The organism is Acetobacterium sp. KB-1, assembly GCF_003260995.1.
GTDB lineage: Bacteria > Bacillota > Clostridia > Eubacteriales > Eubacteriaceae > Acetobacterium > Acetobacterium carbinolicum.
The window spans coordinates 2,379,137-2,402,139 of the sequence record NZ_CP030040.1; the positions used below are offsets into that span (position 1 = coordinate 2,379,137).

The following is a 23,003-nucleotide window of genomic DNA, read 5'->3' on the forward strand; positions in this document are numbered from 1 at the left end:
TTCAAAGGACATTATATTTTACCATATTTTTTACAAATAGGGAAGACTTGCTCACTTCATCCGCTTATTTTCAAGCATTCGAAAAGCATTTAAGATCAACTGAGCTTCAATAAAAAAGTAATTCTTAAGATTCCTGACTTGAAAGGGTACTTTCTTTACTTTTTTATAGTTTTTCAGGCCCGCCTTAATCCCAGCCGCATAGTCTTTGCCAAAACCCCTTTTTATAAAAAGGATGTACTTAAAAAAGAAACCCAGCACTAAAAACGGACTATTTAGCAGCAATTGCACAAGTGGCATATTCTTATAGGCCACATAAACATTATTGCGGGCCGAGATTTGCACCTTGAAGGGACTATATTTTTGCCCTTCAGCGGTGGTGGCACTGCCAATATGATAACAGATGGCTTTGGGTTCGTAACGATTTTTATAGCCATTGATCAGACCTCTGTAGCCGATATCCACATCTTCCATATAGGCAAAAAAAACCTCATCGAAAAGACCGATCTCAGAAAAAACTGAGCGGCGGTAAATCCCAGCACCGGCACAGGCACTGAAAATGGGGGTTACTTTATGATAAGAATCGACCGTCTGCCCATCCCCCCGTTTATAACCCCAGCCCAGAATATTATAAAAATCACCCGTATCATCGAGTTTGTCGCGTTCATAATAACGAACCATTTTTGAACTCACTGAAAATATCGCCGGATCATCATCAATATGCAAATATAAATACCGTACAAAATCCGGGTCAACCACCACATCATTATTCAAAAGCAGGCAGTATTTGCCATGGCTGGCCAAAATCCCCTGATTAACAGATCGATCAAAACCTGAATTGACCGGATTTTCCAGGAGGGTTACGTTTTTATAGGTTTTTATCATCTCGACACTGGCATCGGTGGAACAATCATCAACCACGATGATTTCCAACTGGCCGAACTCATAAAAACTTTGAACCATCATACTATCCAGACAATTTGCAATAAATTTTTCGCCATTGTAATTCGGTATAATAACTGAAACGTCACACTTCATAAAACCATCCTTTTTGTTGCCATCAATCGTCCGCCTTATTATAACACAGGATGTTCTTTTACTAAACAAAAAGCGACCAGGAACCTTCTCCCAGTCGCTTTTCTTAGTCATTCATTAATTTTAGTAATTTATTAATTTGCGTTGCTGTAGGGATTATGGAAATCAATCCATATTTCCGGATCGACGCAGGCGTCATCCGCATTGGCAATGGCCCCAAAATGAAGGTGCGGTCCATAGGCATTGTCGGCGTATTTATCCTTAGCAATATATCCCGACCCGCCAACCGATCCAATTTTCTGACCCTTGCTTACCGATTGGCCTACGCCCACATGGATCTCCTGTAAATGTCCATAAAAGAAGGAAACACTTTCACCATAACGATCGGTCGTGCGGATTCTGACATAGCGTCCGTATCCCATAAAATAGCCGGCTTTTTCAACCACGCCATCTCCGACCGCATAACAGGGTGCATAATAAGGTGCCGGAACATCAATGCCTTCGTGGATATCCCCCCATCTTGGCCCAAACCAGTCGGTTGGGTCAGCAGCGTTTGGTTTATAATTTTTATCGACGGGATAATGATAAAAACCATAAATCGTGGCCGTATTCTGTAGAATCTTCTTGCTCGATTCTTTCAGAAAGACGAGTTTGCCATTTTTATCGGCCAGGTAGGCATGCGATATAAACGCATCGACAATAATATTATAGTTTCGCAAATTAATGCTCGCTTCCCAGGTATGATTGCCAATGTAGGTTGCCTGTTCCCAGCGTACATCATCCTGTCCATTTGAACGGCTCCAGGTCGGAAATAGAATGCTCGAGATGCCGTTTTCATTTCCGACATTTTTAATCCGTACTTTAAACGTATTGTTTAGTACCGCATTATCGTATTCGATGGTCGGGTTTAAAACCGGCATGCTAAATTCGGAATTACTAAACGCTATGCTCTCTCCCCTTGTTCCCTTTAGGTAGGCGTGAACAACAAAGACGCCCGTTTCAAACCCATGGCTTTCTATATCAACATAAGTATAAAACTCACCATCAGAACCCAATTCACCCTCATACCATTTTAGTTCATCCTGCCCATTTCGATTTGACCACACGGCAAAGGAGACACTTTTTACACCACTTTTGCCTTTGCAATTTTTAGTCATAATCGCAAATTTTGAAATATTCTTATCCTGTGCAACTTTAATTTCTAAAGGTTCGGCTAAAAACGGATTGGTTATCACCTGCTCCACAGATCCGCTGTATTTTTGTTGCCCATCTTTATTTTTCACATAGGCATGGGTGATAAAGGTATCATAACTCTGCTTGTAATTCGGGATCGAAATGGTCGCTTCCCAGGTGTCATTGCCCACATAGGTCGCCGTTTCCCAACGGATGTCATCGTGTCCATTCACCTCACTCCAGGTCGGAAAGCTCAACCCGGTAACGCCCTGAGGATTACGCACATCCGTTATTTGGACCTTATAGGCATTGTTTGAGACTTCCCCGACTGTGATTGAGGGTTTTGGCGTTTCCAGACTTTGGGTATTCACATAGGTTTTAATCACATCCCCGGTCAGTCCATAGATATAGGTGTGGATATGATACTCGCCGGTTTCAAATCCGTGGTCTTTACTATCCACCGTCACGCTATATTCACCCTGATTATTTTTTATTCCCTGATACCAACGGATATCATCCTGACCATTTCGCTCTGTCCAAATCGGAAACATAACCTTACCGATCCCCGTTTTTCCCGCATATCCAAGCGTGCTGATGGTAAAGCCGGTCTTGCTTTCTGAGACTTGCGAAACAGTGACGCTTATATTGCTAAAATCAAGGGCCGTTGTCAAAATATCTTCGGGCTCCGCAACTGTTGTTTTTTCATCGATTGCGGATGAATCCGCATCCAGAGGCTCTGAATCCGACCGGTTTTCAGGTACTTCTTCTGCTTCCGTGTCTTCTTTTAACAACTCCTGTTCGGTGTCAGATAGTTCTGGTGCCATCGTCACTTGATTAACAGGTTCTGGTGATTCCTCAGCCAAAATTTGTCCTGGCCAAAAAAGTAAACTAATCAGTCCAATAACAGCCAATGACCTTATTTTTCTCTTCACTTCCGGCATCCTCATTTCTTATAATTTTAAAAAACAGAGCCAAACTGTTTTGGCTCTGTTTCAGAATTAAAACGCATTCAAATTAAACTTCTTCATCATTAAAACTTTTTCATAATCGTTTTAACCTTACCGGCATAGGTCAGATCAGCTGCCCAGGTTCCTGCCAGTTCTTCAACTGAAAGGGCTTTTAAACGAAGGGAATTGTTCCATCGTGGATCAACATTGGTTTGATTTAACGCCGCACTGCTGGCATAGCATTTTAAGTGCTGGACATGACCGCGGATTCCGGTTTGAAGCCCAGTACTGTTGCTGCCATAAGCCGCTGCAAAATCAAATCCCGGTACGCCTCCACCAGTCGCGCCCAGCCCGGCAAAATTGAATTGGGTCACTTTAACGTCACCACCAAATTGCAGATTACCAGTTTCTAGCATCGCCTGGGCGAAGGCAACCTCGGCGCGAACGCCTTCAGCATTGCATTCCTGAATGTAAAGCGCCACAAATTTTTCCAGATTAACGCCCAGATCATTGTAATGCTGCGGGTAAACACTTCCGGTACTCTTATAATAGGCCACCAGTTGCGCCGCGCTCACGGTGGTTGCCCCCATAATCGGGGTTTCCACATAGCGGACACTCACTGAGGTGTTGCCCAGAAATACCGAACGACCATCCGCTTCAACCCCATAGGCATGAAGTGAGTAGGTTCCACTATCGCCCTTATGATTTTTAGCATCAATCATCGCCTGATAACTACCATCACTTTGTTTCGTGGCGGTGTACCATTTGATATCATCCTGGCCACCAACATCACTCCAGGTTGGAATCTGTATACTCGTGATTCCATTAGGAGCAGTGATGCCGCTAACCGTTGCCGTAATAATATTTTCCGTTACTGTCGCTGCAACTGTTGATGCCGACATCGGAGTTGTCGCCACACTTGCTGCGGTATTGCCTAAAAAGGTCATCTTCTCATTATTGTCGATTCCATAAACATGAATACTATAGGCTCCGCCTGAATAGTTATGATCTTTAATATCGATGGTCACACTGTAGCTACCATCACTTTGTTTGGTCGCGGTGTACCATTTGATATCATCCTGTCCACCGACATCACTCCAGATCGGGACCGTAATTGACTTAATCCCACTAGGTGCCTTGATTCCTTTAATGGTCGTTGTGATTTTGTTGCCGGACGCACTTGCGGTCACACTTGTTGCTGTCATCGGCTCAACGGTCACATTTACCGTCGTTGCACCGATAAATGTCATCTTGCCATTGGTATCTTTACCATAAGCGTGGATGTTATAGATCCCACCATCGAAGTTATGATCCTTGATGTCAACGGTCACCTTATAACTGCCATCGCTTTGTTTAGTAGCGGTATACCATTTGATGTCATCCTGACCGCCATTTTCACTCCAGATTGGGATTGTCATATCTGAAATTCCATTTGGCGCCGTGATCCCTTTAACCGTTGTGGTGATTTTACTGCCCGATACCGTTCCGACTAAACTGGTCGCTTTCATTGTATCAACTTTAACAGTTGCCGTTGTGCTGCCCAGGAAGGTCATCTTCTTATAGCTGTCCGTTCCATAGGCGTGAATATTATAGTTGCCACCATCGTAATTATGATCTTTAATGTCGATGACAACCTTGTAACTGTCATCACTTTGCTTGGTCGCATTGTACCACTTGAGATCGTCCTGTCCGCCGGTCTCGCTCCAGACGGGGATCGACATTGAGGTGATGCCATTGGGTGCTATTATCCCTTTTACTGTTGCTGTTATGGTATTACCAGAGACGGTGCCGGTTACACTGGTTGCCGTCATTTTTTCCTGAACTGATGCTGTAACATTGGCATTTGTGTTTCCGAGTAAGGTGTACTTACCATATGAATCCACGCCATAACAATGCAATTGGTAATTGCCGCTTTCGTAACCATGATCTTTAACATCGATAGTTGCGCTGTAGCTGCCATCGCTTTGTTTGGTCGCGGTGTACCATTTTAAATCGTCCTGTCCACCCTCATCACTCCAGGTTGGAATATAAATAACCTGCAAACCATTGGGTGCTGAGACACCTTTAACCGTTGCTGTGATTTTATCGCCGCTAACAGTGGCCGTAAAACCGGTGGCTGTCATCGGTGTTGTTGAGGCTGCAAAAAGTTCGCTAACACTGATTAGAACCTGGTCAGCCATCTTTTGTTGGTTGGCTCCATCAGCTAACTTCAATGATTCGGCATTGTTGGATATAAAGCCCGCTTCAATCAATACTGAAGGCATGCTTGTTTTGCGGGTAATTGCGTCATCCCGTTCAATAATCTGATTTCGACTGGAAACATGAGTCAGACTCGCCTTGAAATTTGTATTGAGATTATTGGCCAGCTCTTTTGACATTATCGCAATCGCAGGTGGCGTTGCATCCAGATCTGCCAGCGAACCATCGCCCCATAATCCCGCCTTTTGATAAATCCCATTGTTATCAACTGTTGGGTGATAACTGCTCCAATAAAATTCATAACCGCTGGCCGTTGCTCCCCCCGAGTTATGATGAATACTAATTAGCAAATCCGCATTAATTTCATTTGCTTTATTGCAGATGGTTGTCGAAAACGATGAATAAGCCGGAGCACTTGAAAACAAGGTCGGTAACCCGGGATTCCCGGGAACCGGATGGCTCAACATGGCGTTATAGCCGCTCGCTCTAAGGGTTGAAACAATCTTGATTGCCAACGCATTATTCAGATCAACCTCGCGAATCCCGGTATTTCCGTTCACCGCCCCAGAATCAACCCCATCTAAATGCCCAGGGTTAATGATGATGGTAGTGCTTGCCGCATTAACAGTCAGGCTAAAATATGAAAAGAAAGTAAACAAGATGAGGATGCCTACCCCCACTAGCGCTACTTGCTTTCTTCTTTTTTTAATTGACTCCATTATTCTCCTCCTTTCTTAAAATTATTGCCTGCTGTCATTAACCTTATAGATGTCACGATAATATCACAACTATTTTACATCGTCAATTTATTCGTTACATCTTATGAACGCTTAAGTTAAATCTCATTCTCTTCATCTTCTTTGGTTTTTCCCCTTACATAACCAACGATATCAACACTGATTGCGTAGTTGCCATCAACGCGTGTTAAATTTCGATTATAATAGGGGTCATTCTTGATATACTTTAACCAGTGATCTTTCATATATTTAATCTCACTGTTGAAGCGTTTGTATTTCGTATAAGTGTCCTCGGCCCCCCGGGATTTTGACTCGTAGTGGTAGAGCTCGACATTATGAAGCCAGACATTAAATTTGCCCAGTTCATAAAGTTTAAGGCACAGATCAACATCATTAAAGGCTACCGTCAATTTTTCTTCAAAACCATTAACCCGGTCAAAATCTTCCCGTTTTACCATCATACAGGCCGCCGTCACCGAGGTGTAGTTATTGGTGGTGACCAGTTTACCAAAATAGCCATAATCGCCCCGGGGATAGCCCACATGGCCATGTCCGGCGACGCCGCCCATCCCCAGTAAAACACCGGCATGCTGGATGGTATTATCGGGATAATAAAGTTTTGCACCGACTGCACCAACATGTTCCTGCTGCGCCAGGCTGACCATCCGTTTCATCCAGCCTTTAGTGATCACGGTGATATCATTATTTAGAAACAGTAAGTACTCACCCTTTGACTCCTTAACGGCCAAGTTATTGATTTGCGAAAAGTTGAAGGGGATATCAATCCGTACCACCTTAAACTGATCTTTGTATTTCTTGGTAAAGTATTCAAATAATTTAAACGTTTCTTCTTTTTCGCTGCCATTATCGGCAACGACGATTTCAAAATTTTGATAGATTGTTTTTTCATAAATCGACTCAATACAGGCTTTTAAATCCGCGGCATTATCCCGGGTTGGAATAATCACCGACACTAAACCATTATTTACAATTTCATACGCGATTGTATAAACCCCGGGAAACGCCCCGTGAGTAACCGTCCCTTTGATCCCCCGTCTTTCCAGAGCATCTTCTAGCGACTTAAGTCCCGCTTCGAAGGCATATCCTTTTGATTCCGGATTGACTGCTGTAGAATTACTAATCATCCGCCAGTGATATAAGATCTTCTGGATATGGAATATCTTATCGGTTTTCTCGGTGAATCGCAGCACCAGATCATAATCCTGGGCCCCTTCATAGCCTTTTCTGAAGCCGCCAATTTCGTCGATAATGGTTTTGCGGTAAACCCCAAAGTGGCAGATGTAATTCGTCGCCAGTAAGATATCCGGTGCCCAGTCGGTTTTAAAAAATGGCTGGCTTCGTTTATTATCTTCACTTAGCTTGTCTTCATCACTATAAATCAGATCCGCTTCCGGATGATCATTAAGTAATTTAACCACCTCATACAAGGCAAATTCGGCTAAGGTATCATCATTATCCAAAAGCCCCACAAATTCGCCCGTGGCAATGGCCAGAGCTGAATTTGATGCTTCTGAAATATGGCCATTTTCTTCCCGGTAAATCACCTTGATGCGGGAATCGAGCATTTTAAATTCTTCCAGCAAGGGTTTAATGTGAGCATCACTGGAGCAATCATCAGCGATACATAATTCCCAGTTTTGATAATATTGGTTGCGAACCGAATCAACACAGGCTCTGAGCCATTTTTCTTCTACATTATATACCGGCATAACAATCGATACCTTAGGTTTATAGGAAAATTTTTTAATTTCTTCGATGGCCTTTTTGGGGTCATAATCTTCATGGACATCAATCCAGAAATCATAGTTTTCCTGATTTTTATATTTTAGTTCAAACTTTATTTTGCGGATCGTGTTTTTTAGTCCATTGCGACTAAAGTATCCCACTGTTCGGGTTGTAATACCAACTAGTCGTTTGGCATTAAACAGATTGGGCTGTTTTAGATAATCATAATTCTTTTTTAAATTAATCGGAACAATGCGGATGTTGTTTTCATCCGTTAATTTGAGTTTTAGTTTTTGGCCATAGGTTTTTTCATCAAACTCTATAATAAAGCCAATCTTGGCATCATCTGGCAGGGCATATTTATTGTTGACGTCAATTCTGAAATCCCGTTTGAATTGAACGCCCGTCGCTTCTCGTCCCAGTAAATACAATTCGACCGGTTCTTTGGTTTTTGTATTAAAGGCCCATCCCTGAACGGTTGCACATTGACTCGCTTCATCTTTGACTATTTTGTCGATAAAATATTTTATTTCTTCCTGTTCAATAACTGATTTCTTCTCCATCCCAATAACCTTTCTCTAATCCTTTATTATTTCCCATTGATGTTCCATATGAACCAGGCCTTCGGTGAAATAATCGGCCACAACCGAAATCACAAAGGCCGCTGTTTCATAGTCCAGATTAACAATGCTTTTATTTGCAAAAAGCCCGATATCAACCTCATATTTCCCGCCCAGAAGCGGTAACCGCGGCACCACATAACGGACCCGATGGATTCCCTTTGTTTTGGGAATCTTAACCTCATCCAAATGGGTGTTCGGACCAAAGATATACTGACGGTCAATGGTATAAAAGGCCACTCCCACCAGCGGTTCGCTTTTTACATCATCATACAGCTCGTATTCAATCTCGACACTAAAATCATCAAAGGTCGTGAGGGTTTCAGTGTTACAACTGACGGCGGTAATTTTCCCCAGATGGGCATCGATTTCCATTTTTTCAGCCATTGGGTTCCCTTCTTCAAGGGCTTTCTGTTCCATGGCTTCTTTTAGCATTTCGCTTTCATACATATCAATGACGTGGGTAACGTCATCAAACATCCGCATTTCGCCCTGATCAATCCAGACCCCTTTGGTGCAAAAGCGTTTGATTTGTTCCAGGGTATGAGACACAAAGAGCACCGTTTTTCCCGATGCTTTAAACTCTTCCATTTTATTGATGCATTTAATCTGGAATTTTGCATCTCCGACGGCCAGCACCTCATCCACAATTAAAATTTCCGGGTCCACATTAATGGCGGTAGCAAAGGCCAGCCGGGCAAACATTCCACTGGAATAGGTTTTAACCGGCTGATAAATGTACTCGCCAATTTGGGCAAAATTGACGATATCATCCAATCGTTCATCCATTTCTTCCTTACTATAGCCCATGATCAGACCATTGGCATAGATATTCTCGATGCCGGTGTATTCTGGGTTGAACCCGGTTCCCAGCTCCAACAATGCCGATACCTTCCCGTCAACATAAACCTCGCCCTTACTTTGGGTCAAAACGCCAGAAATAATTTTGAGCAGGGTTGACTTTCCTGATCCATTTTTACCCACAATTCCAATCGATTCACCTTTTTTAATTTCGAGATTGATATTATTAAGGGCATAAAACTTTTGATGGTATTCTTTTTTCTTAATCAGGCTCATCGACTCTTTTAAGCGATCCATCGGCCGTTTATATAGTTGGTAAATCTTTGTCACTTCTTCTATTTTTATTGCCACATCTGACATAATTTCCTCCACTGATCCGTGATCAACATTTCTCTATAAAACATCAGCAAAATGCGGTCTTAACCTTCGATACACTGCAATTCCGACTAGCAGCAGTACAAATGAAAACCCCCAGAAATATGCGGTCATGACCGGATGCTCCCAGAACCAGCCCGTTCCAAAAAAGCTCTCCCGGTATCCCTGGACAATATAATATAAAGGGTTTAATTTCATAATCCATAATAGCTTTTCAGGATATGTTTCAACAGGCACTACAATTGGCGTTCCCCAGAACAAGACCTGCATCCCCACATTAATAAATTGCAAAATATCAGTGAAAAATGGTTGTAGTGAAGCCGTTATCCATGTTAATCCAGTTAAGAAAACAATTAAACAAAATAAATAATACCCAATTTGTAAAAAGTGAGGTGTCAATGAATGACCGTAAATAAGTAACATCACGATAGCAAAACAAATAAAGAAAATATGCGTATATAATGATGATATTATTTTAACGGTTGGCAGAATTTTGATATTGAAGGTTACCTTTTTAACCAGATAGCTGTATTCACGAAAACAATTCGTTCCATTCACAAAACACTCTGAAAAGAAAAACCAGACAATGATACCGGTGATGAGATATAAAATAAAAGGAACCCCCCCGGTAGGAGGTGATTTTAATCCCACACCAAACACAAACCAATACACCGCAATGTTAACCGTTGGCTGAATAAACGCCCACATAATACCTAAAAAAGACCCCGCATATCGGGACTTAAAATCGTTGATCGAAAATTTCCGGATCAGTTTCCGATTTGCATACAAATCTCTAATATAATCCATTAAATCTTTAAACAAGTACAAAACAGACACCTCATTCTTATTCTTAAATGAAAAAGCACAAAAACTGTGCTTTTTCTTTTGCAGCTATTCTACTTTTTTGAGTACATCTTTTCATAATACTGCTGATAGTCACCAGATTTTACCTGTTCTAACCATTCCTGATTATTTAAATACCATTTTATGGTTTCCGCAATCCCCTCTTCAAAGGTGTAGGACGGTTCCCAACCCAGCTCAGTGGTGATTTTTGAATTATCAATGGCATAGCGACGATCATGGCCCAATCGATCCTCAACATAGGTAATCAGATCTTTACTGATTTTTGAACCGTCATTATCAATGGCATATTTGCCGGAGCGCAGCATTTCACCGACATCCTCAATAATTAAATTGACAATGTCGATATTGGCTTTTTCGTTGTTTCCGCCAATGTTATAAACCTCACCAGCCATCCCTTTTTCAAGGATGGTATCAATGCCACTGCAATGATCTTTGACGTGCAGCCAGTCTCTGATCTGCATCCCATCACCATAAACCGGCAAACTTTTTAAAGCTACCACATTGGAAATCATCAGCGGAATCAGTTTTTCGGGAAAATGGTAAGGTCCGTAATTATTAGAGCAGCGGCTGATGGTAACGGGCAGTTTAAAGGTTTGTCCATAGGAACGCACCAGTAAATCCGCACTGGCCTTGGAGGCTGAGTAAGGACTGTTCGGGGCGATCGGGGTCACTTCAGTGAACATGCCCGTTTTTCCCAGAGCGCCATACACCTCATCGGTAGATACCTGATGGTAGCGAACGCCATCCCGATAGGTCGGATAGCCATTGTCATCTTTGCCGGTTTGCCAGTGAAATTTTGCCTCATCCAAGAGAACCAGGGTTCCCATCACATTAGACTTAATAAAAATTTCCGGATCTTCAATACTCCGATCAACGTGCGATTCGGCGGCAAAGTTCACCACCGTATCAAAATCATACTGATCAAAAAGATCCGCAATAAAAGGCCGATCGACAATATCCCCTTTGGCAAAAACGTAATTGGGATTGCCTTCAACATCTGCTAAATTTTCCAGATTTCCGGCGTAGGTTAGCACATCCACATTAACTATCTTATAATCCGGGTGCGAATTGAGCATATATTTTACAAAGTTTGAGCCGATAAATCCAGCCCCTCCGGTGATTAATATTGTTTTCATGATTACTCCATTTCTTTTATTACAAATTCTCTATATTTAGATGCTACTACTCAAATCTTAAGGTATCACTGATTTCACTTAGAAATGGAAGCTGGCCATCTTTTTCAGAAAGCAGCACTTCCGAGATGGTTTCAAGGGGCCATTTAATTCCGACTTCCGGGTCATTCCAGCGAATCCCGCCATCGTATTCCGGGGCATATAAATTGGTGCATTTATAATTAAACACCGCTTCCTCTGAGACGACTAAAAATCCGTGCGCAAAGCCTTCCGGAATATAAAACATGGTCTTGTTTTCTTCTGTTAACAGCACTCCCGCCCATTGTCCATAGGTCGGTGATCCATTTCGCAGATCGACGGCGACATCATAAACCTCGCCTCTTGTAGCCCGAACCAGTTTTCCCTGGGAAAATTTAGTCTGAAAATGAAGTCCCCGCAACACGCCCTGGCAGGATTTGGACTCATTGTCCTGAACAAACCGCATCGTTAAACCCGCTTTGTGAAATTCTTCCTCGTTGTAGGTTTCCATAAAGTATCCACGATGATCACCGAAAACAGACGGCTCAATGATCACCAATCCGTCAATTTTAGTTTTTATTACCTTTATCTTTGCCATAATACCGCCTACTTACCCTTAGCACATTGGATCAGATACTGGCCGTAAGCCGTTTTCTTTAGCGGTTCTGCCAATTTTAAAAGCTGATCTTGATCGATGAAATCGCGCAAATAAGCAATCTCTTCAATACAGGCGACATAAAGACCCTGTCTTTTCTGGATCGTCTCCACAAAATTGGAGGCTTCAATCAAGCTATCATGCGTTCCAGTATCAAGCCAGGCCATGCCTCGGCCAAACAATTCCACCTTTAAATTGCCCTGTTTTAAATAGATTTCATTAACCGTGGTAATTTCCAGTTCCCCTCTTTCCGAAGGTTTAATATTTTTAGCAATTTCAACGACCGTGTTATCATAAAAATAAAGGCCCGGCACTGCAAAATTAGATTTTGGGTTCTCGGGTTTCTCTTCAATCGAAAGCACTTTTCCGTCGTTCGCAAACTCAACTACCCCATAGCGCTGTGGATCAGTTACCGGGTAGCCAAAGATCACGGCCCCGCTTTGAAGTTCCGCCGCTTTTCTGATGGTGTCCGTAAAGCCGTGGCCATAGAAAATGTTATCACCTAATACAAGGGCAACATTATCATCCCCAATAAATTTTTCCCCAATAATAAAAGCCTCAGCCAAACCATTAGGGGCATCCTGCACTTCGTAGGAAAAATTTAACCCCAATTCTTCCCCTGAACCAAATAACCGTTCAAACATGGGTAGATCGTGGGGTGTGGAAATAATTAAAATATCTTTAATCCCAGCCAACATCAAAGTTGCCAATGGATAATAAATCATCGGTTTGTCATAAATCGGCAGCAACTGTTTGGACACCGCCCGGGTGATTGGATAAAGTCGTGTGCCGGAACCTCCGGCTAAAATAATACCTTTCATCATTGCCTCTTCTCTTGTAAATTATTTACGCATTGCAAGCTACTGCCAGCTTTGATATGGGACCGCATCAAAACTGGCACTACCTTTTATATTACTATTTTAAAACGATTAGTTTAGATTTTTTAAATATTCTGCCAGGGAAACCTGCCAGGGTCTGAAATGATTCATGTTCAAATCATTTAAAGCCTTGTTTTCAAGCACGGAGTATTTAGGGCGTGGCGCCGGTCTGACAAATTGCTCAGAGGTTACTGGTTCTACTGCAACCTTGATTCCCGACAACCTGAAAATTTCCACAGCAAAGTCGTACCAGCTACATTGTCCTTCACAGGTGCCATGATAGGTACCGTAATAATCAGTCTGCATTAAATCAATAATCGCTGCTGCCAGATCGACGGTGCTGGTGGGTGAACCGACCTGGTCATTGACAACGGTCAGTTTGGGGTGCTTTGACGCCAGCTCCAACATGGTCTTGACAAAATTATTACCATCACCATAGAGCCAGGCGGTCCGAATGACAAAATATTTAGGCGTTGTTTCCACAACCGCTTTTTCTCCCGCCGCTTTGCTCTCACCATAAACTGTTTTAGGATCGATTGGATCAGCCTCCACATAGGGCCGCAGTACGCCGTTTAATGAAATCCCGCCGCCGTCAAAAACATAATCGGTGGAAACCTGTACCAGAACAATATCCTGATCCCGGGCGATTTCTGCCAAAGCTTTGGGGCCTGCGGCATTAATGGCCATGGCCAGCTCTTTCTGAGTTTCACAACCGTCGACATTGGTCAGTGCCCCGCAATTGACAATCACCGTCGGCTGCTCTTTAGCAATGATCACCGTCATTTTTTCTTTATCGGTAATGTCAAATTCAGGAATATCATACCCAACATGGTCAATCTTTTTTTGCTTGAGCTGCCGGGTTAATTCCCGTCCCAGTTGCCCATTGGAACCTGTTAATAATACTTTCATATTTCACCTTATTTCATCGTTCTTTTAAGTATTTATTTGTTCTGATACCTAGCATTTTTTAAGCTGTAACCCATAAAAATTCATTGTCATTATACTTTATATCCCTCGAAAAGTCTATTTTTTTCTAGATTCTTTCAGCTTTTTAAGATTATCCAAATCCGCTAAAACGATCTTTTTGAAGCAATATTTGATTCCACCCGATAATTCAATGTTTTTTTAAGCATATCTATGTTATTATTGAGTGATATGATTTTAGCTCGTGAATCGAAAGGAATCTTTAATGAAAAAGAAAGTAATTTTAGTCATCCTATTTTTGATTGTCTCACTAATAGGCACCGGACTTGTATATGGTTTTAATACCCTTAGTCAAATCAATGAAATGGTGGCCGAACCAAAAATGAATGAGGCCGAATTAAAAGTTAACAATGATCTTGATATTGAAACGATAAATATCGCTGTTTTTGGTGTCGACGGACGCAGCGACATTGATGGAGATCGATCCGATACCATTATGATCCTCTCCATGGATTTCAGAAATGGAAACATTAAGGTTACTTCGGTGATGCGTGACTTACTCGTTCAAATCCCCGAAACCAAGGATACCTACGAAAGTTTCGATAAGATAAACGCCTCCTATGCCTACGGCGGACCTGAGCTGGCTGTTAAGACCCTTAATGAGAATTTTGATTTAAACATCAAGGATTATGTGGTTGTCAATTTTGATGCCATGGTCGATACGGTTGATGCCATCGGCGGGGTCGAAGTCAATGTCCTAAATGAAGATGTTCTCGAATGGACCAATAAGTATATTGATGATGTCAACGATAAGGTTGGCAAGGCGGATCCCTATCTGAAAACAACCGGTGTTCAGACCATAACCGGTGTTCAGGCTCTGGCCTATGCCAGAAACCGTTATAGTGATGATGATTTCCATCGTACCGAACGGCAGCGGGAGGTTGTTGGCCAAATCGCCGACAAAGCCTTTAATATCGATGTGGCCACCGGCATCAGTTTATTAAGTAAGGTTTATCCTTACATTAAAACCACCCTCTCAATCAGCGAGCTTACCACCTATGCTAAAGCCTTTTTAGAATCTCCAGACAAACAATTTTTGGAGTTCCGGCTTCCCACCGATGCCCATGTAACGACCGCCATGATCAATAGCGTCTCTTATGTGGTGCCGACCAGTCTAGCCGATAATGTCATTGCCCTCCACGCCTTTATCTATGGGCCGGCCCAAACAACAACCGACACGGCCAACGGGAGTTCAACCGCTACAACAGACAGCACCGGTACCGATGGCACCTCAAACGGCAACCGGACGAATGTGACCAGCCCCGTTACCAATTCAGATTCAAGTGCGACCGATAGCACTACCGGAACGACTTCCGGCTCGGCGTCAAGCACCTATAAGGCCTATGTCCCATCCGATCGGGTACAGAAAATAAGCGATGCCATCGCCTACTACGCCGGCAGTAGTTCATCGTCTTCCTACAGTGAACCCACCTCAAGCGAAAGCGGCAGCGATTATTCTTATACTGATAATTCGTCCAATTCAAGCACTGAATCCTCAGGCTCATCCGGAAGTTCTGATACCTCGGATTCTTCCAGTACGGATAACAGTTCGTCTGATTCAAACTCCAGCTCAGGGTCAGACTCCAGCTCAGGGTCAGACTCCAGTTCGGGGTCAGACTCCAGCTCAGGATCTGATTCCGACTCCGATTCCAGCTCGGGGTCTGATTCCGGTTCAGACTCCAGCTCAGGATCAGACTCCAGCTCAGGTTTAGATACTGAAGTCGAGAGCGAATCCGGCGATTAATTTTTACAATTTATACCGAATGACCTTTCCCCTCATAAACAAAAGGGCATCATTTCTGCTAGCAGAAATGATGCCCTTTTTATCAGCCCACATCGAATCATTTTTTTCTAAACTTCGATTAAAGCGGTTACCTGTTTTTTTAACAATTCTTTTTTTGCCACTGCCTCATCGCCGGTTTTTCCGGTTACCGAGAAGTAAACTTTAAGCTTTGGTTCTGTCCCCGAGGGGCGCAAGGCAAACCAGGAGTAATCATCAAAAACAAATTTCAGCACATTCGATCGAGGCAGATCAATTTCAGCTTTTTTCCCTGAAACCACATCATTGCTCACTCCCGCTTGATAATCATTAAAGGCGATCAGCTTGGCATCTGCAAAACCGGGGAAACTGACCTTTCGGAACTTTTCCATGATTTCGGTGATTTTCATTTTTCCCTCAATCCCCTCAAGCGTCAAGGCGACCACATCTTCAATGAAATAACCATGTTTCTCATATAAAGCGTTCAGAGCTTCGTAAAGTGTCTTCCCCTGTTTCTTATAATAAGCCGTCATCTCACAAATGAGAGCCGATGCTACAACGGCGTCCTTATCCCGGGCATAGTTTCCCGCCAGATAGCCGTAACTCTCTTCATATCCAAAGGCAAAGGTGTAGTCGCCGGTTTTCTCAAAATCGGTCATGCATTCGCCAATATATTTAAAGCCGGTCAGCACATCAAGTACTGCCGCGCCATGCGATTTTGCCACAATCCCGCCCAGTTCACTGGTAACAATTGTTTTAATGACAACCTTATTCTCAGGCAGACTTTTTCGTGTTTTCAGGTAATAATCGACCAGTAAAGCACCGGTTTGATTGCCGGTGAGAATCTCAAACGCGCCTTGGGGATTCCGGCCAACCACTCCCACCCGATCGCCATCGGGATCGGTTCCAATAATGATATCCGCATTTTTTTCTTCGGCCAGTGCTATTGCCAACGAAAATACCGCCGGATCTTCGGGATTTGGGTAAGGAGCAGTAGTAAAGTCACCATCCGGCAACTCCTGTTCAGGAACAACAAATACCTGCTGATAACCCAGCTCTGTTAATACCCGACGAACTGGGGTGTTTCCGGCTCCATGAAGCGGCGTATAGACCACCTTTAGTTCACTATCTGGACTAGGGTAACAAATGGCAGCAACGGCATCTGTAAAGGCATTGTCCATTTTTTCGCCCACCATCATGATAATTTTCTGATTGAGGCCTTCCGCCAAAGACATTATCGGAATATCAAAAACATCCTGAATTTTCCCGATTTCTGCGATTAAAGCATCTGCTGAAGCCGTTACCATCTGCCCACCGTCCGGCCCATAAACCTTATAGCCGTTGTATTCTTTGGGATTATGGGATGCAGTAATAACAATACCACCAGCGGCTTTTAATTCCCGCACTGCAAAAGACAGTTCCGGAGTCGGCCGTAACTCTTCAAAAAGATAGGCCACAACGCCCATTTTACCCAGTACTCCTGCTGCTGATTCGGCAAATTTTCGGGAGTTATGCCGCGAGTCGTAGGCAATGACCACACCCTTTTCCCAATTCTGAATGTCCTGACGGAGCAGATATTTCCCTAATCCATAGGTTACCTTTGCAACGGTATAAATATTCATCCGATTATTGCCGGTGCCCATTTTCCCCCGCATTCCGCCGGTTCCAAATTCCAAATCGGTGTAAAAGCGATCTTCAATTTCTTTTTCATCGGTAATGGCTTCCAGCTCCGACCGGAGTTCACGATCCAGTTCCGGCTGGTCTAGCCAGTTTTTATATGCTTTTTTATAATCCATTAGTTTCCCTTTCTCCAACCCTTTTGGGGTGATCACACATAATCAAACCGCCCCTAACGATTAGCCTTGGCTGTTTATTTCGTGTTTAACACGCTTTCTAAGTACATTTTAAAGTCACTCCCCAGCTTGTCATCCCGCAAACCATACTCAACGGTAGCCTGTAGAAAGCCAAGCTTGTCGCCCACATCGTAACGTTTACCAATAAAATCATAGGCAAACATTTTTTCGATGGTTGCCAGGGTTTTGAGCCCGTCAGTGAGTTGAATTTCCCCTCCGGCGCCCTTACCGGTGTGCTCTAGCACCTCAAATATTCCCGGGGTGATGATGTACCGCCCTAAAATTGCCATGGTCGATGGCGCTGTACCGATGGCCGGTTTTTCAATCAGATCATTGACCTGATAGACCCGATTCCCAACAGCATCTCCGGAAACGATGCCATATTTATTGACCTGGTCCAAAGCGACCTGTTGTACTCCGATGACTGACGCCCCATAAGTATTATAGATGTCAACCATTTGTTTGAGTGCCGGGTTTCTATCATTATAAACAATATCATCCCCCAGTACCACTGCAAAGGGTTCGTCCCCCACAAATTCTTTGGCGCAAAGCACCGCATGTCCCAAACCTTTGGCTTCTTTTTGACGCACTGAAAAGATTTTTGCCATGTTCGTAATCGCTTCGACTTGCTCTAGCGCTGCGGTTTTCCCCCCAGCTTTTAACAACGCTTCCAGTTCTGGCACCTGATCAAAATGGTTGATGAGGCTTTCTTTATTCCGTCCATTGATAATCAATATTTCTTCAATGCCCGATGCAACAATTTCTTCAATAATATATTGGATCGTGGGTTTATCCACAATCGGTAGCATTTCTTTGGGTATCGACTTGGTGATCGGTAAAAACCGGGTGCCCAGTCCTGCTGCCGGAATAACTGCTTTACGCACTTTTTTCATCTTATTTTATCTCCTTTTCTGGAATCCCCAGACCTGAATAAACAAAGCCTTTTGGCGGATCTTCACCAAACAGATTTCTGAAGTCAAAGAAAAAGCGATCCTTCATGACGCTCAAAACCCGCTCATGATCTATTCCTTTAAATTCCCGCCAGCTGGTGATGAGTACCAGGGCATCAGCTTTCTCGGCGGCATCATAGACATCATGACAGTAGGTAATTTCATCCTTTTCGTTGTGTAATCGCCACTTGGCTTCCTGGCTTCCTTCGGGACAGTAAATTCTTATTTTAGCGCCACCAGTAACCAGGCCCTTAACGATATTAATCGACGGCGCTTCCCGCATGTCGGTGGTTTCCGGTTTGTAAGAAAGACCTAAAACGCCAATTGTTTTTCCTTCCAGGTTACCCAAAACCCTTTTGATTTTCTCCACCATTTTGTTCTTTTGTTTTTCATTGGCGAGAATTGCACCCTTGAGCACCATGAAGTCCTCGCCATAGGCTCTAGCAATTTCAACGAGAGCCTTCGAATCTTTGGGTAAGTCACTGCCACCATAGCCGGGACCCGCTTCTAAAAAGCCTGGCCCAATCCGCTCGTCCCGGCCCATACCATTGGAAACGTCAATGATATTGGCATTGGCATTCTCACAAAGTAAAGCCAACTCATTGATAAAGGAAAGTTTCGTCGCCAGAAAGGCATTCACCCCGTATTTAATCATTTCCGCACTTTGAGGATCGGTAATTACATAATTTTCTTCTCTGACGTGAAGGGTATCATATAGCCTTTTTAAGCGTTCTACCGCCTCCAGAGAATCCGATCCGATCACAACCATATCCGGCACCAGACAATCCTTGATCATGGAACCCTTTCGGGCAAAATCCGGATTACTGATGACATCAAAGGGAATCTCGACCTCCCGATCGTCCAGGGCTTTTTTAATGGTTTGTTGTATGATTTGACAGGTGCCGGGGGGAACAGTTGACTTAATTACCACTGTTACATAGGACTCCATATGACTACCGATGCTTTGGGCTATCGGTTTCATAAACCGGAGATCGGGAAAATCACGTTCGTCCGTCGGCACTTCACAGGTAATAAAAATGATTTCGCTTTTTTTGATGGCGTTTCGAATATTTGAACTAAAACACAATCGGCCAGTCGATACTGAAGTCGAAACCAACGCCTTTAACCCTGGCTCATAAACAGGCAATTCGCCTTCATTAAGCATATCGATTGTTTCTTCATCTGTGTCAATGCAGCTAATATTGACGTCCGAATCTGATAAAACAGAACCATAGGTAATTCCCAGAATGCCCAGTCCGATAATACAAATATTCATTCCTTATCCTCCGTTTACGATGGTTTTTTTATTGACGATACTCTTTATTTGATTTTTTGCTTCATCGATTGACAAATAAAATTCTTATTTTTCAACTTAAATTATAGCACAGAACAAGGGTCTTTAAAACTAGCAACCCGATAAAAGCACAAAAAGAAAGCCGAGATTCTAGACGAATCCCGGCTTTCTTTTTGTTATAATTCTTTTTTTGTATTAATACGCGCAATTGCTCTTTTCAAGGCAACTTGAGCTCGGGCGGTATCGTATTTCTCATCTTGAATACGCTTAAGTGCCCGTTCTTTTGCTTCTTCTGCCCGTTTAAGATCAATTTCTTCCGGCCATTCAGCCGCATCGGTTAAAATAATCGTCTCTCTGGGATTAATGGTGGCAACGCCTCCTAAAAGGGTGCCGCATTTTTTCTTCTTATCCGCAAAAATAATATTAAAGGTACCAATAGCCACGGTGGTAGTCAGCGGTGTATGCTCTGCCAGCACAGCCAATTCACCTTCTGATCCCCGGATGACAATACGCTCAATATCATCGTCAAAAAAAATCCCAGTCGGAGCAATGATTTTTAATCTGAACGTTTCAGCCATTAAAACTCACCTCAACTAACCTTTAATTTTTTTTGCTTTTACAATTGCATCTTCAATGGTTCCCACCAATAAGAAGGCATTCTCTGGTAAATCATCATGTTTTCCTTCAAGGATTTCTTTGAAGCCCTTAATGGTTTCACCAATTGTTACATATACACCCGATGTACCGGTAAATTGTTCTGCAACATGAAACGGCTGAGAAAGGAAACGTTCAATTTTACGGGCCCGGGTTACTGTCACTTTATCGGCGTCAGACAATTCGTCCATCCCCAAAATGGCAATAATATCCTGTAATTCTTTATACCGTTGTAAAATTTCCTGAACTTCACGGGCTGTTTCGTAGTGTTCCTGACCTACTATTTTGGGATCAAGAATACGCGACGTCGAATCCAGTGGATCCACCGCGGGATAAATACCTTTTTCTGTAATCGCCCGGTTAAGTACCGTGGTGGCATCCAGATGGGCAAAGGTCGTCGCAGGCGCAGGGTCCGTTAAGTCATCGGCAGGTACATAAACAGCCTGAACCGATGTAATTGATCCCTTGCTGGTGGATGTAATCCGTTCCTGCAACGCACCCATTTCGGTCGCCAGGGTCGGTTGGTAACCAACCGCACTCGGCATCCGGCCAAGCAGTGCCGACACTTCAGAACCCGCCTGGGTAAATCTAAAAATATTATCGATGAACAGCAGAACGTCCTGACCTTCATCGTCCCGGAAATATTCAGCCATGGTCAGACCGGCCAGAGCAATACGCATTCTGGCTCCTGGCGGTTCATTCATCTGACCAAAACAAAGGGATGTTTTATCGATAACCCCAGACTCCATCATTTCGTAGTAAAGGTCATTTCCTTCACGAGTACGTTCACCAACACCAGCAAAAACAGATAAACCACCATGCTGGGTTGCAATATTATTAATTAATTCCTGAATTAGTACAGTCTTACCAACACCGGCACCACCGAAGAGACCAATTTTACCTCCGCGAACGTAAGGACAGATCAAGTCAACAACCTTGATTCCGGTTTCAAACATTTCTGGTTGTGTTTGTTGTTCTTCAAAACTTGGTGGATGACGATGGATTGGGTGCATGGTCACACCGGTTGTATCAAAGGGTTTCCCATCAATGGGTTCACCCAAAACGTTAAACATTCTGCCAAGGGTTGCTTTCCCTACTGGCACTTGAATCGCTGCTCCGGTATCCACAGCTTCCTGGTTCCTAACCAGACCATCTGTCGAGTCCATCGCAATACATCTGACAATATCATCCCCAAGTTGTTGAGCTACCTCAACTACCAGGGTATGTCCATTGAGTTCAATATTTACAGCATTGTTCAATTTTGGCAGTTTGTCTTTTTGAAATTTGATATCGACAACTGGACCAATAACCTGAACAACCTTCCCTATATTTTGGGCCATTCCCTATAACCTCCTTGTGCAAATTAATTTGCACTCATAATTTTCTGTCCCGGCAGGAATTGTGATCCTGCTTTATGCATTTTTATCTCAGTGCTTCCGCTCCGCCGACAATTTCAGAAATTTCCTGAGTAATCGCCGCCTGACGGACACGGTTGTATTTAAGTGTTAAACCATCAATCATCTCATTAGCATTAGTCGTCGCCGATTCCATCGCAGTTCGACGGGCCCCTTGTTCACTGGCAGCACTTTCGATCATTGAACCATAAACCGTACTACTGACAAAATTGGGAATCAAAAGACCGAGCAGTTCTTCCGGTTCCGGTTCATAAGCCATAATCGTCAATTCTGAATCGATCACGGCCACTTCTCCCGCTCCGTCTTTTTCTTCCGGTTTTAAGTCTTCAGCACTAATCGGAAGCAGTTTCATCAACTGTGCATGCTGAGCGATTGTTGAAACAAATTTAGTATAGGCTATATATACTTCATCATAATCGCCATTTTTAAAACCTTCCATTACAACCCCTGTGATTTCTTTTGCATTAAAAAACGTGGGTCGTTCGGAAATTCCAAGATATTCACCCTGGATGTCATAATAACGGTTTCTGAAATGATCGCGGCCACGGGAACCCACCGTATAAATAACAGCATCTTCTTTATTGGCAACATGATCTTCAACCAATTTGGCAACATTCACATTATAGCCGCCGGCTAATCCTTTATCCCCAGTTATGACGATATAGGCAACTTTTTTGACTTCACGCTGCTTCATGTAGATATTTCGTGTATTTCCGCTTTTCTCGACAATGCGTCCCATACTTTCAATCATGGCCTCAAAATAAGGGCGACGGCCTTCGGCAAGCTCACGACTTTTTCGCAACTTTGCTGAAGCCACCAATTCCATGGCATGGGTGATTTGCTTGGTACTGTTTACACTTTTTATCCGACGTTTAATATCTTGTACATTTTCTGCCACTCGAAATCACCTCCGCTG

At 43.3% G+C, this 23,003-nt stretch carries 17 protein-coding genes; 1 reads left to right on the forward strand and 16 read right to left on the reverse strand.

The annotated features are described in order from the left end of the window. Positions 1 to 51: 51 nt before the first annotated feature. The 10 genes from DOZ58_RS11045 to rfbD form a co-directional block, all read right to left on the reverse strand. Positions 52 to 1,035, reverse strand: coding sequence for a glycosyltransferase family 2 protein (locus tag DOZ58_RS11045; protein WP_111888332.1), 984 nt, complete (start codon positions 1,033 to 1,035; stop codon positions 52 to 54). Between the two features lie 131 nt (positions 1,036 to 1,166). Further along, positions 1,167 to 3,137 carry a GBS Bsp-like repeat-containing protein gene (locus DOZ58_RS11050; RefSeq protein ID WP_162624502.1) on the reverse strand — a complete coding sequence of 657 codons (1,971 nt, stop codon included), beginning with the start codon at positions 3,135 to 3,137 and terminating at the stop codon, positions 1,167 to 1,169. Between the two features lie 98 nt (positions 3,138 to 3,235). Beyond that, the gene (locus tag DOZ58_RS11055; RefSeq protein WP_111888334.1) at positions 3,236 to 6,070 is read right to left on the reverse strand and encodes a GBS Bsp-like repeat-containing protein; all 2,835 of its coding nucleotides are present in this window, start codon (positions 6,068 to 6,070) and stop codon (positions 3,236 to 3,238) included. 116 nt (positions 6,071 to 6,186) lie between these two features. Continuing rightward, entirely contained in the window at positions 6,187 to 8,397 is a 2,211-nt protein-coding gene (locus DOZ58_RS11060; RefSeq protein ID WP_111888335.1) for a glycosyltransferase, read from the reverse strand. 15 nt (positions 8,398 to 8,412) lie between these two features. Then, positions 8,413 to 9,615, reverse strand: a complete 1,203-nt coding sequence (locus DOZ58_RS11065) for an ABC transporter ATP-binding protein (protein ID WP_111888336.1) — start codon at positions 9,613 to 9,615, stop codon at positions 8,413 to 8,415. Positions 9,616 to 9,648: 33 nt separating this feature from the next. Further along, a complete protein-coding gene (locus tag DOZ58_RS11070) occupies positions 9,649 to 10,437 on the reverse strand; it encodes an ABC transporter permease (RefSeq protein ID WP_242988481.1) in 789 nt (262 codons plus the stop codon). Between the two features lie 89 nt (positions 10,438 to 10,526). Further along, on the reverse strand, positions 10,527 to 11,630 hold the full coding sequence (rfbB, locus tag DOZ58_RS11075) for a dTDP-glucose 4,6-dehydratase (RefSeq protein WP_111888337.1): 1,104 nt from the start codon (positions 11,628 to 11,630) through the stop codon (positions 10,527 to 10,529). A gap of 46 nt (positions 11,631 to 11,676) precedes the next feature. Beyond that, positions 11,677 to 12,243, reverse strand: coding sequence for a dTDP-4-dehydrorhamnose 3,5-epimerase (gene rfbC / locus DOZ58_RS11080; RefSeq protein WP_111888338.1), 567 nt, complete (start codon positions 12,241 to 12,243; stop codon positions 11,677 to 11,679). Between the two features lie 8 nt (positions 12,244 to 12,251). Next, positions 12,252 to 13,121: a glucose-1-phosphate thymidylyltransferase RfbA gene (gene rfbA / locus DOZ58_RS11085; RefSeq protein WP_111888339.1), complete on the reverse strand. Its 870-nt coding sequence runs from the start codon at positions 13,119 to 13,121 to the stop codon at positions 12,252 to 12,254. A 108-nt stretch (positions 13,122 to 13,229) separates the two neighbouring features. After that, positions 13,230 to 14,087 (reverse strand): dTDP-4-dehydrorhamnose reductase, encoded by an 858-nt coding sequence (rfbD, locus tag DOZ58_RS11090; protein ID WP_111888340.1) that lies wholly within the window; start codon positions 14,085 to 14,087, stop codon positions 13,230 to 13,232. 280 nt (positions 14,088 to 14,367) lie between these two features. Between rfbD and DOZ58_RS11095 the strand changes: the two genes are divergently transcribed. Next, positions 14,368 to 15,906 carry an LCP family protein gene (locus DOZ58_RS11095; RefSeq protein ID WP_111888341.1) on the forward strand — a complete coding sequence of 513 codons (1,539 nt, stop codon included), beginning with the start codon at positions 14,368 to 14,370 and terminating at the stop codon, positions 15,904 to 15,906. Positions 15,907 to 16,013: 107 nt separating this feature from the next. Here DOZ58_RS11095 and DOZ58_RS11100 read toward each other — a convergent pair whose 3' ends face one another. From DOZ58_RS11100 to atpG, 6 genes are all read right to left on the reverse strand, one after another. Then, the gene (locus DOZ58_RS11100) at positions 16,014 to 17,717 is read right to left on the reverse strand and encodes a phospho-sugar mutase (protein ID WP_111888342.1); all 1,704 of its coding nucleotides are present in this window, start codon (positions 17,715 to 17,717) and stop codon (positions 16,014 to 16,016) included. A gap of 74 nt (positions 17,718 to 17,791) precedes the next feature. Beyond that, the gene (gene galU, locus DOZ58_RS11105; protein ID WP_111888343.1) at positions 17,792 to 18,667 is read right to left on the reverse strand and encodes a UTP--glucose-1-phosphate uridylyltransferase GalU; all 876 of its coding nucleotides are present in this window, start codon (positions 18,665 to 18,667) and stop codon (positions 17,792 to 17,794) included. Position 18,668: 1 nt separating this feature from the next. Further along, the gene (locus tag DOZ58_RS11110; RefSeq protein ID WP_111888344.1) at positions 18,669 to 20,000 is read right to left on the reverse strand and encodes a UDP-glucose/GDP-mannose dehydrogenase family protein; all 1,332 of its coding nucleotides are present in this window, start codon (positions 19,998 to 20,000) and stop codon (positions 18,669 to 18,671) included. A 194-nt stretch (positions 20,001 to 20,194) separates the two neighbouring features. Then, a complete protein-coding gene (gene atpC, locus DOZ58_RS11115) occupies positions 20,195 to 20,596 on the reverse strand; it encodes an ATP synthase F1 subunit epsilon (RefSeq protein ID WP_111888345.1) in 402 nt (133 codons plus the stop codon). A gap of 15 nt (positions 20,597 to 20,611) precedes the next feature. After that, entirely contained in the window at positions 20,612 to 22,012 is a 1,401-nt protein-coding gene (gene atpD / locus DOZ58_RS11120; protein WP_111888346.1) for a F0F1 ATP synthase subunit beta, read from the reverse strand. An 82-nt stretch (positions 22,013 to 22,094) separates the two neighbouring features. Next, positions 22,095 to 22,985: an ATP synthase F1 subunit gamma gene (gene atpG / locus DOZ58_RS11125; RefSeq protein ID WP_111888347.1), complete on the reverse strand. Its 891-nt coding sequence runs from the start codon at positions 22,983 to 22,985 to the stop codon at positions 22,095 to 22,097. Between the last annotated feature and the right edge of the window lie 18 nt (positions 22,986 to 23,003).

Excerpts from the sequence above, each read along its gene's own strand:
- DOZ58_RS11045 (WP_111888332.1), bottom strand. The coding sequence starts at position 1,035 with ATGAAGTGTGACGTTTCAGTTATTATACCGAATTACAATGGCGAAAAA.
- DOZ58_RS11055 (WP_111888334.1), bottom strand. The coding sequence starts at position 6,070 with ATGGAGTCAATTAAAAAAAGAAGAAAGCAAGTAGCGCTAGTGGGGGTA.
- DOZ58_RS11060 (WP_111888335.1), bottom strand. The coding sequence starts at position 8,397 with ATGGAGAAGAAATCAGTTATTGAACAGGAAGAAATAAAATATTTTATC.
- DOZ58_RS11065 (WP_111888336.1), bottom strand. The coding sequence starts at position 9,615 with ATGTCAGATGTGGCAATAAAAATAGAAGAAGTGACAAAGATTTACCAA.
- DOZ58_RS11070 (WP_242988481.1), bottom strand. The coding sequence starts at position 10,437 with ATGGATTATATTAGAGATTTGTATGCAAATCGGAAACTGATCCGGAAA.
- rfbB (WP_111888337.1), bottom strand. The coding sequence starts at position 11,630 with ATGAAAACAATATTAATCACCGGAGGGGCTGGATTTATCGGCTCAAAC.
- rfbC (WP_111888338.1), bottom strand. The coding sequence starts at position 12,243 with ATGGCAAAGATAAAGGTAATAAAAACTAAAATTGACGGATTGGTGATC.
- rfbA (WP_111888339.1), bottom strand. The coding sequence starts at position 13,121 with ATGAAAGGTATTATTTTAGCCGGAGGTTCCGGCACACGACTTTATCCA.
- rfbD (WP_111888340.1), bottom strand. The coding sequence starts at position 14,087 with ATGAAAGTATTATTAACAGGTTCCAATGGGCAACTGGGACGGGAATTA.
- DOZ58_RS11095 (WP_111888341.1), top strand. The coding sequence starts at position 14,368 with ATGAAAAAGAAAGTAATTTTAGTCATCCTATTTTTGATTGTCTCACTA.
- DOZ58_RS11100 (WP_111888342.1), bottom strand. The coding sequence starts at position 17,717 with ATGGATTATAAAAAAGCATATAAAAACTGGCTAGACCAGCCGGAACTG.
- galU (WP_111888343.1), bottom strand. The coding sequence starts at position 18,667 with ATGAAAAAAGTGCGTAAAGCAGTTATTCCGGCAGCAGGACTGGGCACC.
- DOZ58_RS11110 (WP_111888344.1), bottom strand. The coding sequence starts at position 20,000 with ATGAATATTTGTATTATCGGACTGGGCATTCTGGGAATTACCTATGGT.
- atpC (WP_111888345.1), bottom strand. The coding sequence starts at position 20,596 with ATGGCTGAAACGTTCAGATTAAAAATCATTGCTCCGACTGGGATTTTT.
- atpD (WP_111888346.1), bottom strand. The coding sequence starts at position 22,012 with ATGGCCCAAAATATAGGGAAGGTTGTTCAGGTTATTGGTCCAGTTGTC.